This window comes from Nocardia arizonensis (genome assembly GCF_001310275.1).
In the GTDB taxonomy this organism is placed as follows: domain Bacteria; phylum Actinomycetota; class Actinomycetes; order Mycobacteriales; family Mycobacteriaceae; genus Nocardia; species Nocardia arizonensis.
Genome location: NZ_LGYZ01000088.1, coordinates 55,381 through 69,298, shown reverse-complemented (window position 1 = coordinate 69,298; position 13,918 = coordinate 55,381). Strand labels below are relative to the sequence as shown.

12 protein-coding genes are annotated in these 13,918 nt (G+C 66.8%); 9 read left to right on the top strand and 3 right to left on the bottom strand.

Going from position 1 to position 13,918, the window contains the following annotated elements; translation table 11 throughout:
• Nucleotides 1-11: 11 nt before the first annotated feature.
• The 7 genes from APZ21_RS21135 to APZ21_RS21105 are packed head-to-tail and all read left to right on the top strand — an operon-like array spanning nucleotide 12 to nucleotide 7,882.
• The gene (locus APZ21_RS21135) at nucleotides 12-512 is read left to right on the top strand and encodes an FAS1-like dehydratase domain-containing protein (protein ID WP_239476747.1); all 501 of its coding nucleotides are present in this window, start codon (nucleotides 12-14) and stop codon (nucleotides 510-512) included.
• The gene (locus APZ21_RS21130; protein ID WP_054815015.1) at nucleotides 505-930 is read left to right on the top strand and encodes a MaoC/PaaZ C-terminal domain-containing protein; all 426 of its coding nucleotides are present in this window, start codon (nucleotides 505-507) and stop codon (nucleotides 928-930) included. The genes APZ21_RS21135 and APZ21_RS21130 overlap by 8 nt, the downstream gene beginning before the upstream one ends.
• A gap of 7 nt (nucleotides 931-937) precedes the next feature.
• Nucleotides 938-2,170, top strand: a complete 1,233-nt coding sequence (locus tag APZ21_RS21125) for a cytochrome P450 family protein (protein ID WP_054815014.1) — start codon at nucleotides 938-940, stop codon at nucleotides 2,168-2,170.
• A 13-nt stretch (nucleotides 2,171-2,183) separates the two neighbouring features.
• Nucleotides 2,184-3,458, top strand: a complete 1,275-nt coding sequence (locus APZ21_RS21120) for an FAS1-like dehydratase domain-containing protein (protein WP_054815149.1) — start codon at nucleotides 2,184-2,186, stop codon at nucleotides 3,456-3,458.
• Nucleotides 3,455-4,303: an enoyl-CoA hydratase/isomerase family protein gene (locus tag APZ21_RS21115; RefSeq protein ID WP_054815013.1), complete on the top strand. Its 849-nt coding sequence runs from the start codon at nucleotides 3,455-3,457 to the stop codon at nucleotides 4,301-4,303. The genes APZ21_RS21120 and APZ21_RS21115 overlap by 4 nt, the downstream gene beginning before the upstream one ends.
• A 26-nt stretch (nucleotides 4,304-4,329) precedes the next feature.
• Nucleotides 4,330-5,703 carry a phosphotransferase family protein gene (locus APZ21_RS21110; protein ID WP_054815012.1) on the top strand — a complete coding sequence of 458 codons (1,374 nt, stop codon included), beginning with the start codon at nucleotides 4,330-4,332 and terminating at the stop codon, nucleotides 5,701-5,703.
• 10 nt (nucleotides 5,704-5,713) lie between these two features.
• On the top strand, nucleotides 5,714-7,882 hold the full coding sequence (locus tag APZ21_RS21105; protein WP_054815011.1) for an acyl-CoA dehydrogenase family protein: 2,169 nt from the start codon (nucleotides 5,714-5,716) through the stop codon (nucleotides 7,880-7,882).
• A 17-nt stretch (nucleotides 7,883-7,899) separates the two neighbouring features.
• On the opposite strand, the gene APZ21_RS33210 is transcribed toward APZ21_RS21105, so the two are convergent.
• Nucleotides 7,900-8,202 carry a Zn-ribbon domain-containing OB-fold protein gene (locus APZ21_RS33210; RefSeq protein WP_239476753.1) on the bottom strand — a complete coding sequence of 101 codons (303 nt, stop codon included), beginning with the start codon at nucleotides 8,200-8,202 and terminating at the stop codon, nucleotides 7,900-7,902.
• Between the two features lie 130 nt (nucleotides 8,203-8,332).
• On the opposite strand from APZ21_RS33210, the gene APZ21_RS21095 reads away from it, so the two are divergent.
• Both APZ21_RS21095 and APZ21_RS21090 read left to right on the top strand, forming a co-directional pair.
• Complete coding sequence (locus APZ21_RS21095; RefSeq protein WP_054815010.1) at nucleotides 8,333-9,541, top strand: thiolase family protein; 1,209 nt, start codon at nucleotides 8,333-8,335, stop codon at nucleotides 9,539-9,541.
• A 22-nt stretch (nucleotides 9,542-9,563) separates the two neighbouring features.
• Nucleotides 9,564-11,111, top strand: a complete 1,548-nt coding sequence (locus APZ21_RS21090) for an AMP-binding protein (RefSeq protein ID WP_239476746.1) — start codon at nucleotides 9,564-9,566, stop codon at nucleotides 11,109-11,111.
• 20 nt (nucleotides 11,112-11,131) lie between these two features.
• Here APZ21_RS21090 and APZ21_RS21085 read toward each other — a convergent pair whose 3' ends face one another.
• Complete coding sequence (locus tag APZ21_RS21085; RefSeq protein ID WP_054815009.1) at nucleotides 11,132-12,667, bottom strand: acyl-CoA synthetase; 1,536 nt, start codon at nucleotides 12,665-12,667, stop codon at nucleotides 11,132-11,134.
• Nucleotides 12,668-12,752: 85 nt separating this feature from the next.
• Nucleotides 12,753-13,880 carry an acyl-CoA dehydrogenase family protein gene (locus APZ21_RS21080; protein WP_054815008.1) on the bottom strand — a complete coding sequence of 376 codons (1,128 nt, stop codon included), beginning with the start codon at nucleotides 13,878-13,880 and terminating at the stop codon, nucleotides 12,753-12,755.
• Nucleotides 13,881-13,918 lie beyond the last annotated feature (38 nt).

The following is a 13,918-nucleotide window of genomic DNA, read 5'->3' as shown; positions in this document are numbered from 1 at the left end:
GTCATATCCTGATGTTCGCGCGATCAATCGGCGACACCAGCGTGGACTACTCCGATGGGCAGATGGTCGAGAACGGTCTCGCGGGCGTGGTCGCGCCGCCGACCTTCGTGCAGTGCGGCGCGCAGTTCGATCCCGACTTCCCGCTGCGTCCCCACGAGGGGCGACCGTGGATGGGCTCGGGGGCCACCGCGAGCGGCCTGGCCGAACCAGCGAATGCCGAGGCGGACGCCGCCGGGCAGACCAAGCAGGCCGGTGGCGGGGGGCCGCTGCACGCGGAACAGCGGTTCGACTTCGCGCGGCCCGTGCGCGTCGGCGACGTCCTCACCGCCCAACAGCGTGCGGGGCGCACGTGGGAGAAGCAGGGGCGTCGTGGCGGCACGCTCATGTTCACCGAGTCGATCACCGAATACCGCGACGCCGCAGGTGAATTGGTGGTGACTGCGACAGCGGTAGCGGTCGCCACCCAGAGTGCGCCCGTACGGTCCGGGGCCGGAGAGGAATCCCATGACTAGTGCCGCCGTGAACGAGGCGAAGGTCGGTGACGTTCGTCGGTTGAAGTTGGTGGACGACCTGACCCGAACTCGAATCGTCCAGTACGCCGGCGCCTCGGGCGACTACAACCCGTTGCACACCGACGAGGTCTTCGCTCGCAAGGTGGCGGGGGCTCCGGGCGTCTTCGCGCACGGCATGCTCACGATGGGCATGACCGGCCGCGTGGTGACCGATTGGTTCGGGGCCGAGAACATCACCGGCTACAGCGCGCGATTCGTCGCACAGGTGTGGCCGGGCGATTCACTGACCGCCGAGGCCCGCATCGACGAGATCGTCGGCGGCGAAGCCCACATCGCGCTGATCACGACGAACCAGCGCGACGAGACCGTCTTGACCGGGTCGGCCGTCGTACGGATCGACACCAAATCCGAAGGATAGTACTGCCATGTCCACTGCCGTTGCAGCAATGGAGTTCACCGACCTCAGCGAGGCCGTCATGTACGACAACCCGTACCCACGGTATGCGTACCTGCGCCGGAACGCTCCACTGTCCAAGGTCAAGGCGCCGCTGATGACACGCGGAGCCGCGTACATGCTGACGCGGTATGAGGACGTCAAGACCATGCACAGCGATCCGCGGTTCTCCTCGGACTCGAATGCCAACAGCGGTCTGGCGAAGTTCTCGTGGATGCTGCCCGCGACACTGCGTCTATTGGGCGAGACCATGCCGTTCAAGGATGATCCCGACCACAAGCGGCTACGGAATCTCGTCCACAAGGCGTTCACTCCGAAATTGGTCGCCGGTATGGCCGACGACATCACCCGCATCACCGACGACCTGATCGAACGAGCCGCCGCCAAGGGAGAAATCGATTTCATCGATGACTTCGCGATGCGACTGCCGCTGGCGGTGATCGCGTCGATGCTCGGAGTCAGCGACGCCGACCGCGATCGCTTCCACGAGTGGTCGCACAAGCTCTCGGCCGCGGGCGGCGGCGGCCTCCTCGGCATGATCAGGAGTATGGGCACCGGTCGGAAGTTGCTCGCCTTCTTCGACCATCTGGTGGACCAACGGCGCCTCGACCCCGACAGCGGCCTTATCTCGAGCCTGATCGCGGCCAGGGAAGAGGGCGACAAGCTCAGCGACCGGGAAGTGCTCGGCATGGTCTTCCTGCTTTTGTTGGCCGGACACGACACGACGTCGAACCTCGTCGGCAGCAGCGTCCTGGCGTTGCTGGAGAATCCGGATCAGTTGGCGGTGCTGCGCGAGGACCCCGAGCGCATCGACAACGGCATCGAGGAACTGCTGCGCTTCACCTCGCCGGTGGCCTGCGGCACCACGCGCTACGCCACCGAGGACGTCGAGATCGCCGGATCGGTGATTCCGAAGGGCGGACAGGTCCTGGGCATGATCATCTCGGCCAACCGCGACGAGACGGTGTTCCACGACCCGGACACCCTCGATCTCAGCCGCGCGGCGGGTAAGCATCTCGCCTTCGCGTACGGCACGCACTACTGCATGGGCCACCCGCTGGCCAGGCTCGAGGGCCGGATCGCACTGCGTTCGTTCGTGGAGCGGTTCAGCACCATCGAGTTGGCCGTGCCGCGTTCGAGCTTGCGTTACAAGCAGACGCCGTCACTGCGTGGTCTGTCCTCGCTGCCGCTGCGGGTGCGTTGACATGGGGGCGGAAATGGACCAGAAGCACGGTGGCGCAGAGGTATTCGACTACTCGATCAAAGACGAGGACATCGAGCGCGCTCGATTGCTGCTCGGTCTGGACGCGCCGACCGGAATCGACGAGTACTACCGGACGGCGACTCCCGACGGCATACGGAACTTCGCACGCGGCTACGGCGACGACAATCCGCTCTTCGCCGATCCCGAGTACGGCCCGAAAACCCGCTGGGGCAGCCAGATCGCGCCGCCGATGATTCCGATCGCCATGTGCCGCAAGACGTTCGGTGATCCGATTCCCGAGGATATCCGTAAGGCGACGAAGGGGCTGTTCTCCGGCGTGCACCTGTTCGTCTCGGGCCAGGACACCGAGTGGTTCCGCCCGGTGTATCCCGGCGACGAGCTGTACGCCTTCGGTGGGCTCGAGTCCATCGAGGAGAAGACCAGCGAGTTCGCAGGCCGCTCGATCATTCGGGTGCTGCGCTCGGTGCGTGTCAACCAGCGCGGCGAGGTGGTGGCCGTGCTGCGGACGATCCTGATCGCCACGGAGCGCAAGCAATCGCGCGAGCGCGGCAAGTACATGGGCATCGAGCCCGCGACCTACACCGACGAGCAGATCGCCGAGATCGATGAGATCTACGCGGCCGAAGGGCCGCGCGGCGCCGACCCCAGGTACTTCGAGGACGTGCAGATCGGCGATGTGCTGCCGAAGATGGCCAAAGGTCCGCTCACGCTGACCGACATCATCTCCTTCCACGCGGGTGGGTACGGTTTCGCGCCCTACGGCATTGGTCCGGCGCGCATCGGTTACCGCAACCGGCAGCGAGTGCCGAAGTTCTACATCAAGAACGCCGCGGGTATCCCGGATGCCGCGCAGCGGCTGCATTGGGAGAACGAATGGTCGCAGTCGATCGGCAATCCGATGGCCTACGACTACGGCGTCACCCGGGAATGCTGGCTCACCCACTACCTCACCGACTGGATGGGCGACGACGGGTGGCTGGTGCGCCAGCACGACGAGATGCGCAAATTCAACTATATCGGTGACACCCAGGTCATCACCGGCGAAGTGGTCGGCAAGCGCGTCGAAGACGGCAACGGACTGGTGGATGTGCGATTCAGGGCGACCAATCAGCGCGGGGAGGTAACCGCTCCCGCCACGGCGACGATCGCTTTGCCCAGCCGCGAACTCGGCCCGGTGCTGCTGCCGAAGGTCGGCGCCGACCTCGAGCGAAAGGCTGTGGGCATGCTGGCCAGGCACCGCGAACTCGCCGCGGAGAAGCGCCGATGAGCGGTTCCGCCACCGCGTCGAGCGCTGACTCGGTCATCGATACCGGCACCGACACCGTCCTCGCGCGGATCACCGAAGGCGTCGGCGTCGTGACCCTGAACAGGCCGGAGCGTCGCAATGCGCTGCACCCGGAGATGTTCGACGGCGTACCTCGCGCATTGGAGCGCTTCGCCGAGGACTCCGAGGTCGGTTGCGTCCTGATCAACGGGGCGGGCGCCTCGTTCTGCGCGGGCGGTGACGTCCGCGACGGGCGCGCCCGTCGCGCCGCGGATAGCGACCCACCGCCGACGCTCGAACAGCGGGTCGCCGAGCTGACGCACAACGCTCGTATGGTTCGACTACTGCATGAGATGCCCAAGGTGACCATCGCGGCGCTGTCGGGTGGCTCGGTGGGTGCAGGTCTCTCGATCGCCCTGTCGACCGATCTGCGGGTCGCCGACCGGTCGGCCATGCTGATCCCGGGCTGGGGGCGGCTGGCGCTGTCCGGCGATTTCGGCGGCGCCTGGTTTCTCTCGCGCCTGGTCGGCCCGTCCAAAGCGCTCGAGTTGCTGGTCGATGGGGCGCCGATAGCGGCGGATGCCGCGCTGGCACTCGGACTGGTGAACCGGGTCGTCGAAGTGGACGAACTGGATACCGCGGCGATGGCTTGGGCACGCACCATCGCCTCGGGCCCGTCCGTGGCCTTGGGACGCATGAAGGCCAATGTGCTCGACGCGTACCGACTGTCGCTGGCCGAGGCGCTGCCCCTGGAAAGCGAGCGCATGGTTCGGTCCGGGTCGACCGACGAACACAAGCAGGCGGTCCGGGCCTGGCTGGCCGCCGCCGCGGCCAAGAAGTCGTCCTGACCGGATACGGAGATGAGAAGACGAACATGAGCGACAGCAAGAGTGTTCCACCCGAGTTGCGCGAGTGGATCATATCGGTCACCGGTGCGGACGACATCGAAGTGAAACGAGTCACCGGCGGCGCCAGCAGAGAAGCATGGTTCGTCGAGGCCGTGACCGGTGACACCACGGTGCCGCTGTTCTTGCGTTACGACCGCCGAGTGCCCAAGCCCGGCAGCGTATTCCACACCCTTCAGGTGGAGGCCGAGATACTCACCGCGCTGCACGCCCACGGTGTGGCGGTGCCCGAGGTGGTGGCAGTGCACCCCGAACAACAGGCCACCCTGCTCGAGCGGATCAGCGGGGCCACGTGGTTTCGACTCATCAAGGACGAGGACGAGCAGGTCAGCGTCGCCAAGGACTTCATCGAGAAGCTTGCGGCCATGCACCGCATCGACCCGCGCGACCTCGGTATCGCGGCGCTGGGGGAGGTGCGTACGGTCGGTGAGCATGTGCGCGACGAGATCGCCGCGATGCGAAAGCGCGTGGCGCGCAGGGACGAACCGGCGCCCCTGTTGAACTTCTGCCTCGACTGGCTCGAACGCAATGTGCCCGAATACGACGGCCCGGTCGTGCTCGTCCAGGGGGACACCGGTCCCGGCAACTTCATGTACGAGAACGGGAAGGTCACCGCCATCGTCGACATGGAACTCGCCCACTACGGCGACCCCATGGACGATATCGCGTGGCTGTCGTTGCGCACGGTGCAGGACACCTTCACCCACTTCCCGTCGCGGCTGGCCGAATACGAGCGGCTGTCCGGCCATAAGCTGGACGAGCGGCGGATCTGGTACTACCGGCTGCTCGCCGAGACCCGCTTGGCGACCAACAACAACGCGGGTATCGACGCACGGGTGGCGCCGGTCGTCGGCTCGCCCGACGCAGGCAGCGCGCTCATCTTCGGGATGCTGCACCGAAGGCTGCTGATCGAGGCGCTGGCGCATGTGGTGGGAATCGAAGCCGAGCGAATGGATTTCGAATCGGATGCGCCGGATTCGCCCTACAGTTCGACATACGACACCACGCTCGGCGTCCTCGAGCACGTCGCCGCTCGCGCGGGAGACGCCTTGGCGGTGCAGTGGACCAAAGGTGCGGCGCGGCTGGTCAAGTTCCTGCGGGAGGTCGATCGCCGCGGCGCTGCGCTGGACGCGCAAGAACTGGCCGAACTGGCCGAACTGCTCGGCGCCGAGCCTGCCACGGTGGATGCGGGCCGAGCCGCGCTCGCCGGCCTGGTCGAAGCCGGCGAACTCGATGAACTGGATTACGTCGCTCAGATCTGGCGAGGTATCCAGCGTGACAACTATCTGATGCGCACCGCCTCCGGGGCGCTCTACGACCGAACCTGGCCGTGTCTGAATTGAGGAGACCCCGATGGGTATTGCGTTGACCGATGACCACCGCCAACTCGAGGAGGTCGCACGTTCCTTCCTCGGTGCGCACAAGGCTCGCACACTCTCCCGTGAGCTGCTCGACGCACCGGAAGCGGGTAGGCCGCTCTTCTGGTCCGAGCTCGCCCAACTCGGCTGGCTCGGGCTGCACATCGCCGAGGCCGATGGCGGGTCCGGCTTCGGGCTGCTGGAATTGGTCGTGGTGGTGGAGGAACTCGGCAGGGTGGTGGCACCCGGTCCGTTCGTTCCGACCGTGACAGCGTCCGCGGTGATCGCCGCCGCGGGTAGTGCGGAGCAGAAGAGGCGCTTACTCCCTGGCCTGCTGGACGGATCGACCGTCGCGGGCATCGGAGTCGCGGGCGACATCACGATCAAGGGCGGCGAGGCGACCGGATCGGCGGGCGTGGTGCTGGGAGCCGGTCTGGCCGATCTGCTGGTTCTGGTGGCAGGCGAAGATGTGCTGATCGTCGAGCGTGGCCGTGCCGGACTGTCCGCCGAGATCCCCGAGAATTTGGATCCGACACGCCGATCGGGTCGGATCACGCTGGCGGACATGGCCGTCAGCGACGCGGATGTCCTCGTGGGACAGCGTGCGCTACTGCTGGCGTACACGCGGACCATCGTGGCCGCCGAGGCGGTGGGCGGCGCCGAGGACGCACTGGACGCCGCGGTGGAATACGCCAAGGTGCGCAAGCAGTTCGGGCGCGTGATCGGCTCTTTCCAGGCTGTCAAGCACCACTTGGCGAACATGGCGGTGGCGGCGGAGTCCGCGCTGGCGCTGGTGTGGGATGCCGCACGTGCCGCGACCGAGGACGACGGGCAGTTCCAGCTGGCGGCGGCCGCCGCGGCGACACTGGCACTGCCCGGCTACGTGCGCAATGCCGAGCTGAACATCCAGGTGCACGGCGGTATCGGGTTCACCTGGGAACACGACGCACATCTGCATCTGCGCCGCGCCGCGACACTGGACGCGATCTTCGGCGGTGGCGCCGCCGAAGACGACCTGTTCGCGCTCTCGGCGGCGGGCGTCAAGCGGGCCAACAGCCTCGATCTGCCCGATTCAGCCGAAACGATCCGGGCCGAAGTGCGCTCGGTGCTCACCGCCGCCGCGGCGATCGAGGACGAGCGCGCCCGCCGCGAACGTCTCATCGAGACCGGTTGTGCCATGCCGCATTGGCCCAAGCCGTGGGGCCGAGCCGCCGACGCGGTCGAGCAACTGGTCATAGAGCAGGAATTCGCCAACGCGCAGCTCGCGCGTCCCGAGTACGGCATCACCGGGTGGGTGATTCTGACGCTCATCCAGCACGGCACCGCCGAGCAGATCGAGCGCTTCGTCCGTCCGGCTCTCGTCGGGGACGAGGTCTGGTGCCAGTTGTTCTCCGAACCCGAGGCCGGATCCGACGCCGCCGCGATCAAGACCAAGGCGACGCGGGTCGAGGGCGGCTGGAGGATCACCGGGCAGAAGGTGTGGACCAGCGGTGCGCACAGGTGCCGGCGCGGCCTGGCCACGGTGCGCACCGACCCGTCGGCGCCCAAGCACGAGGGCATCACCACGGTGATCATCGACATGTCCGCGCCGGGTGTCGAGGTCCGTCCGCTGCGCCAGATCACCGGTGGGGCGGAGTTCAACGAGGTGTTCTTCGACAATGTGTTCGTGCCCGACGACAATGTGGTCGGCGCTCCCAACGCGGGCTGGACGGTCGCCAGGGCGACGCTGGGCAACGAACGCGTCGGTATCGGCGGTGGCGTCGCGGGCAGTCAGGGTGCGGCCGAGTACATGGTCAAGCTGGGCGAGAAGTACGGCGAAAGTGTCACGGGCGCGCGTCCGCTGGTCGGCCGCTTCTTGGCAGACGACGAGGCGCTGCGGGTGCTGAACCTGCGCCGGGCGGCGCGCAGTGTGGCAGGCGGCCCGCCGGGACCGGAGGGCAACATCACCAAGCTGTTGTTGGCCGAGCACATCAGTGACCGGGCACACCTGTCGGCGCGCCTGCTCGGCCAAGACGTGGCGCTGGGTTCCGGTCCCGCGAAGATGGTCGGGTTGATGCTGTTGGCCTCGCGCGGTATGTCGATCGCGGGCGGCACCTCGGAGATCACCCGCAACCAGATCGCCGAACGCATTCTGGGAATGCCACGCGATCCGCTGGTGAGCTGATACCCGCGCGGTGTCGGTCAGGCGGGGTCTGCGTCACGAGGCACGAACGTCGTGGCGCCGACCCCGTCGGGCATTCCCGATCGCGCGCGCACCGGCATTCCTATCCGCACCGATTCCGGGTCGCAGTCGACGATATTGGCGGCGACGCGCAGTCCGGGCGCCTCGTCGAGTTCGATCAGCGCGATGACATAGGGGACCGGCATCTCTGGTCGATAGGGATGGTGATTGACGGTGAATGTGAAGACCGTCCCGGTGCCGGGAATCTCGATTCGCTCCGATCGGCCGCCGCAGACGGCACAGTTTTCGGCGCTCGGATAGATCCAATTCCCGCAATCGGGGCATCGATGGACCTCGACAGTCGCGGATGCGGCGGTGCGGGACGGATCGGCGGAGGACTCGATACTCGACACGCTTTGACTGTACATTGAGTTAGAAAATTTAGGAGTATCGATGCGCTATCCGGAGAAGGACGCGGCGATCACCGGGGTCGGCATTTCCCGAATCGGCCGCCGGACCGGTATCCCCGGCTCCGAGCTGACTCTCGAGGCCGCGCGCGCGGCGATCGCCGACGCGGGTCTGCGGCCGAGCGACATCGACGGTCTCGCGACCCTCGGTGACACGCCGCCGCGTGCCGTCGTCGAGGCGCTCGGACTCGAAGTGCGCTACAAGGGAGGCGGATTCGAGACCGGCGGTCTGCTCTCTCCGGTGATGTCGGCGGCCGTCGCCGTCGGCGAGGGTCGCGCTCGACACGTGCTCATCTATCGCACCGTCGCGATGATGGGCGGAACCGTCGACCCGAGGCCGAAATCCGATTCCGGTGACAACGCCGCGGGCGGTGTCGGCGACAAACCGCGTGGCGCGGCCAACGGCGACGCGCGCGCTCAGGCGATGCGCACGATGGCCGACATACCGGCGCTGCTTGGCGCGCACGCCTATTCGGCGGCGAACTGGCTGGCGATGGCGTGCCGACGGCATATGGAGCTCTACGGTACGACAAAGGAGCAGCTGGGCTGGGTGGCGTTGCACAGCCGGGCCAATGCCGCACTGAATCCGCTTGCCGTGTACCGGGACCCGATGAGCATGGATGACTATCTGAGCGCCCGCCCGGTGTCGACGCCCTTCGGTCTGCTCGACTGCGATGTGCCCGTCGACGGATCCATCGCCATCGTGGTGTCGACCCGCGCGGATGCCGCGGATGCGCCGTCACCCGCGGTCTTCTTCGAGGCGATCGGCGGCGCCGACGGCGCGGGCGGTTGGACGCAGCGATCCGACTATCCCACAATGGCCTCGGCCGACGCCGCGGCCCAACTCTGGTCGCGCACGACGTTGCGCCCGCACGATCTCGACATCGCCCAGTTGTACGACGGATTCACCTTCCTCACCCTCGCCTGGCTGGAAGCGCTGGGGATCTGCGCGCCCGGGGAGGGCGGTCCGTTCGTCGAGGGCGGCCACCGAATAGGCCGAGCGGGCATCCTGCCGTTGAACACCTACGGCGGACAGTTGTCCGCCGGCCGGATGCACGGTTACTGGGTGTTGCACGAAGCCTGTCTGCAATTGCGCGGTGCGGCGGGGCAGCGGCAGTTGCCACGGCGACCCGAGGTCGCCGTCGTCTCCGCCGGTGGCGGTCCCATCGCCGGGTGCATGTTGCTCACCCGGTAGTCCGAGTAATCAAGGAGTGTTCGTGGAGCATCCGCAAAGACCGTCGATCGGAACGGAGTTGGCCGAAGCGGCACGACGTTTCGGCCGGACACCGGTCATCGTGCACAGTGCGGTACGGCCCGCCGAGACGACGCTGGGGGAGCTCTGGAGCGAGAGTTGTCAGGTCGCCGCCCGCTTGCGGGAACTGGGGGTCGGGCCCGGTGATGTCGTCGCCGTGCAGCTGCCGAACTGGCGTGAATGCTTCGTCGTCCATGCCGCCGCGTGGGCGGCGGGCGCGGTGCTGCTGCCGATCGTGCCCATCTACGGCCCACGCGAGGTAGAGTTCATCCTGCGCCGGTCCGGCGCGAAGGTGTTCGTCGCGGCCTCGCGGTGGCGCGGGCGCGACAACGGTGAACTCTTCCGGGTATCGGCCCGGCCTCCGACGCTGCAATACTGTTTCGCCGTCGGCGAGTCGATACCGGATGTCGCCGACTACACCGATCTCGTCACCGGTGATCCGGCCGGGTTCGAGCCGTACGTGCCGAATCGCCCTGGAGAGTGCTGCCTGTTGGTGTACACATCGGGCACGACTTCCGAACCCAAGGGGGTTCGCCACAGTCACGAATCCTTGCTCGGCGAGGTCCGCGCGATGGAGAGCCTGCGCGGCAGTGGACCCGATGTCCGCAGTCTCGTCGCGTTCCCGCCCGGTCATGTCGCCGGCGCGCTGGGGATACTGCGCATGCTCGGCCGCGGCACGCTCACGATCGCGATGGACCAGTGGTCACCTGCCGAGGCGGCCGACCTGATCGTGCGGCACCGCATCCAGGCATCCGGCGGCGCCCCCATCCATCTCGCCGGTTTGCTCGACGAGGCCGAGTCGCGGGGTCTCGACCTGTCGTCGCTGGTCGAATACACCACGGGCGCCGCGAACGTTTCCAGCGATCTGATCCGCCGGGCGGACGGATTCGGGGTAAGGGCGTTTCGCTGTTACGGCTCCACGGAACATCCGACGATCAGCTCGGGAGTTCCCGACGATCCGCTGGTCAAGCGCGCGGAGACCGATGGACGCCTTACTCCGGGAACCGAGATCCGCGTCGTCGATGCATTCGGTGATCAGGTGCCAACCGCCCACGAGGGTGAAATCCTCTCCCGTGGACCGGAATTGTTCGTCGGCTACGCCGACTCCGCACTCGATGAATCGTCGTTCTCCGACGGATGGTTCCGCACCGGCGATATCGGAAGCCTCGACGCGGATGGCTATCTGCGGATCACCGATCGCAAAAAGGACATCATCGTCCGCGGCGGGGAGAACATCTCGTCCAAAGAGGTGGAAGATGTTCTGCTCTCGCATCCCGGTATCGTGGAAGCGGCCGCGATCGGACTTCCCGACGAGCGTTACGGTGAGCGGGTCTGCGCCGTTGTGGTGGTGCGCGCCGGGCACGACGTGGACTTGTCCGACCTGGTAGCGCATTTCGACGCCGCGGGTTTGGCCAAGCAGAAGACGCCCGAGCATTTGCGCGTAGTCGCGGAACTGCCGAGGACCGCGAGCGGCAAGGTGCAAAAGCCGTTGTTGCGCGAACAATTCGCGTGAAGCACCGGCCGGGATGCGGGTCAGGTCCTAGTGCCGTCCTGGGCGAGGTCCTCCCGCACCCGTCGCCGCAGCAATTTGCCCGCGGGAGTGCGGGGAAGCGCGTCGACGAAGGTCATGGACCTCGGCGTTTTGAACCGCGCGAGCCTGCCGCGGCAGAAATCGGTGAGTTCTTCGACGAGCGCGGAATCGGTCACCACTCCCGGCGCCGGTTCGACGACCGCGTGCACCGACTGCCCCATCTCCGGGTCGTCGATGCCGACCACGGCGACGTCGGCGACGGCGGGATGCATGATGATCGCACCCTCCACCTCTTGGGGGTAGATGTTCACACCACCGGAGATGATCAGGTCGTTACGCCGATCGGACAGATACAGGTAGCCATCGGCGTCCAGATGCCCGAGGTCGCCGATGGTGTGCCAGCCCGCGGAATTGCGCGAGGCCGCGGTCTTGGCCGCGTCGTTGTGATAGGAGAACCCCTCCGCGCCGGAGAAGTAGACGGTGCCGACCTCACCGGCGGGTAGCTCGACACCGTCGTCGTCGAGCACATGGATCGTGCCATAGGTCGCCTTGCCCACCGATCCCGGTTTGGCCAGCCACTCCTTCGCCGTGATCATGGTCATTCCGCCGCCCTCGCTGCCCGCGTAGTACTCGATGAGCTTGGGCCCGAGCCAGTCGATCATCTCCCGTTTGACCGACGTGGGGCAGGGCGCGCCCGCGTGGACGATGACCTTCAAGCTGGAAAGATCGAACCCGTCACGCTGTCGCGCGGGAAGTTTGAGCATCCGCACGAACATCGTCGGTACGAATTGCGCGTGCGTGACGCCGTATCGTTCGATCGCGCGCAGACATTCGACCGGGTCGAACGATTCCATCACCACCACCGTGCCACCGTGTCGCTGGAATCCGAGTGACCAGCCGAGCGGGGCAGCGTGGTAGAGCGGCGCCGGGCACAGATACACCGAGTCGGCGCCGACTCCGTAGGCCGACGGCAGCATGTGGTCCAGGCGCAGACCCTTTCCGAAGGGCGGGAACGAATGAGTGGGCTCGATACCCTTCGGTCTGCCGGTGGTACCCGACGAGTAGAAGAAGTAGTAGCCCTCGCGCTCCTCGTGGACCGAGTCGGGTTCGTTGCGCGCCGCGATCGAGGAGTGGTCGAGGAAGCCGGTGCGCGGGCTTCCGGCCATCATCGCCGTCTCGACCCGAGGGCAGTCCGCGAGCACCTGCGCGGCCAGGTCACCGATCTCGTCGCCCGCCACGAGTACGCGGGCACCGCAATCGTCGGTGACATAGCTCGCCTCCTCCTTGGTGAGGTGCCAATTGACCGGCGTGTAGTAGAGGCCGCTGCGCTGCGCGGCCCAGCACGTTTCGAGGAATTCGGGACGATTGCCCATCAGGATCGCGATGTGGTCGCCCGCGCGCAGGCCGTTCGCGGCCCAGCTATCGGCGATGGCGCGCGAACGTTCGTCGAGCTCCCGGTAGGTGACAGTCATGCCCGAGCCGGTCATGGCTATCGCGTTCTTCTCCGGGTACCGGCGTGCGATGGTGGTCAGGTGCATCTCGCTCCTCGATTACAGGTATATGATTGGGCTGATTTCGGCCCGGGGGTCGATCGATGATCTACCCCACCGATGAGTGCTCCGATTACGCCTTGGCGCGTTCCAGCCCGCGGCACAGCACCTCGCGATGATGCGTCACGTCGCCGCAGAGCAATGCGTCGCTGCGAGCGCGACGGATGAACAGATGTAGATCGTGTTCCCAGGTGAAACCGATGCCGCCGTGTGATTGGAGGGCCTCGCCCGCCGTACGGCCGATGGCGTCGGAGGCGTATGACTTGGCGACGCTCACCGCGCGCTCGGCGTCGGCGGAACCGGCGTCCACGGCCATTGCCGCGTAGTAGGTCGCGGCGGTCGCGGCTTGCACCCACATGCGCATGTTCGCGCACTTGTGCTTGATCGCCTGGAAGCTGCCGACCGGTTGATCGAACTGGCGGCGTTCCTTGACGTACTCGACGGTGAGCTCGAGCAGACGCTCGCCGACCCCGACCAGATCGGCGCAGGTGAGCACGGTAGCCATCTGCTGTGATCGGGCGATCTCGGCGCGTGCCCGTGTCGCGTCGGCGAGTAACGCCTCACGTGGGACCCGGACGTTCTCCAGCATCACGTCATCGAGCGCGCGGGTGAGGTCGAGGGTGCGTTGGCGCCGGATGCTCACACCCGGGGCGTCCGCCGGCACCAGGAAGCGGGCGGGCTCGCCTTGGTACAGCACGTCGACCAGGAGCACCGCCGCTGACGCGGCATCCTGCACGTTGGCTTTCGCGCCGTCGAGGATGAATCCATCGGGGTCTTCGACCGCGAGAGTGGAGCAATCCTCGATCGTCCACGGCTTGCCGAACTCGGCGAAAGCCCATGCCGCGGTCGATGTTCCGTCCAGTAGGCATGGAAGGTGACGCTGCTTGACCTGTGTGTCGGCGATGCGGGCGATCGCGTCGGAGACCACGACTGTGGGCAGTAACGGACTCGGCAGCACGTGCCGACCGTGCTCGACCGCGACCAGGGTCAGGTCGATCAGCTGTTGCCCGAGCCCGCCGTCCTTCTCGGAGACGGCCAGGGCGGGCCAGCCCATCTCGGCGCCCAGCCGCCATAGCTCGGTGTCGAAGTCGTTGTCGGTGTCGAGCAGGCTCCGCGTCGCGGTCACAGGCGCCCGGGCGGTGAGCAGGGCGCGTGTCGCTTCTCGCAGCGCGCTCTGCTCGTCCGTCGGCTCGAAGTCCATTGTTCCTCCTGCTTCAGACCGGCCTGCCAATGAGTTTA

Bases quoted from the DNA above. Each gene is read 5' to 3' on its own strand.
- APZ21_RS21135 (WP_239476747.1), top strand. From the start codon at position 12: ATGTTCGCGCGATCAATCGGCGACACCAGCGTGGACTACTCCGATGGG.
- APZ21_RS21130 (WP_054815015.1), top strand. From the start codon at position 505: ATGACTAGTGCCGCCGTGAACGAGGCGAAGGTCGGTGACGTTCGTCGG.
- APZ21_RS21125 (WP_054815014.1), top strand. From the start codon at position 938: ATGTCCACTGCCGTTGCAGCAATGGAGTTCACCGACCTCAGCGAGGCC.
- APZ21_RS21120 (WP_054815149.1), top strand. From the start codon at position 2,184: ATGGACCAGAAGCACGGTGGCGCAGAGGTATTCGACTACTCGATCAAA.
- APZ21_RS21115 (WP_054815013.1), top strand. From the start codon at position 3,455: ATGAGCGGTTCCGCCACCGCGTCGAGCGCTGACTCGGTCATCGATACC.
- APZ21_RS21110 (WP_054815012.1), top strand. From the start codon at position 4,330: ATGAGCGACAGCAAGAGTGTTCCACCCGAGTTGCGCGAGTGGATCATA.
- APZ21_RS21105 (WP_054815011.1), top strand. From the start codon at position 5,714: ATGGGTATTGCGTTGACCGATGACCACCGCCAACTCGAGGAGGTCGCA.
- APZ21_RS21095 (WP_054815010.1), top strand. From the start codon at position 8,333: ATGCGCTATCCGGAGAAGGACGCGGCGATCACCGGGGTCGGCATTTCC.
- APZ21_RS21085 (WP_054815009.1), bottom strand. From the start codon at position 12,667: ATGCACCTGACCACCATCGCACGCCGGTACCCGGAGAAGAACGCGATA.
- APZ21_RS21080 (WP_054815008.1), bottom strand. From the start codon at position 13,880: ATGGACTTCGAGCCGACGGACGAGCAGAGCGCGCTGCGAGAAGCGACA.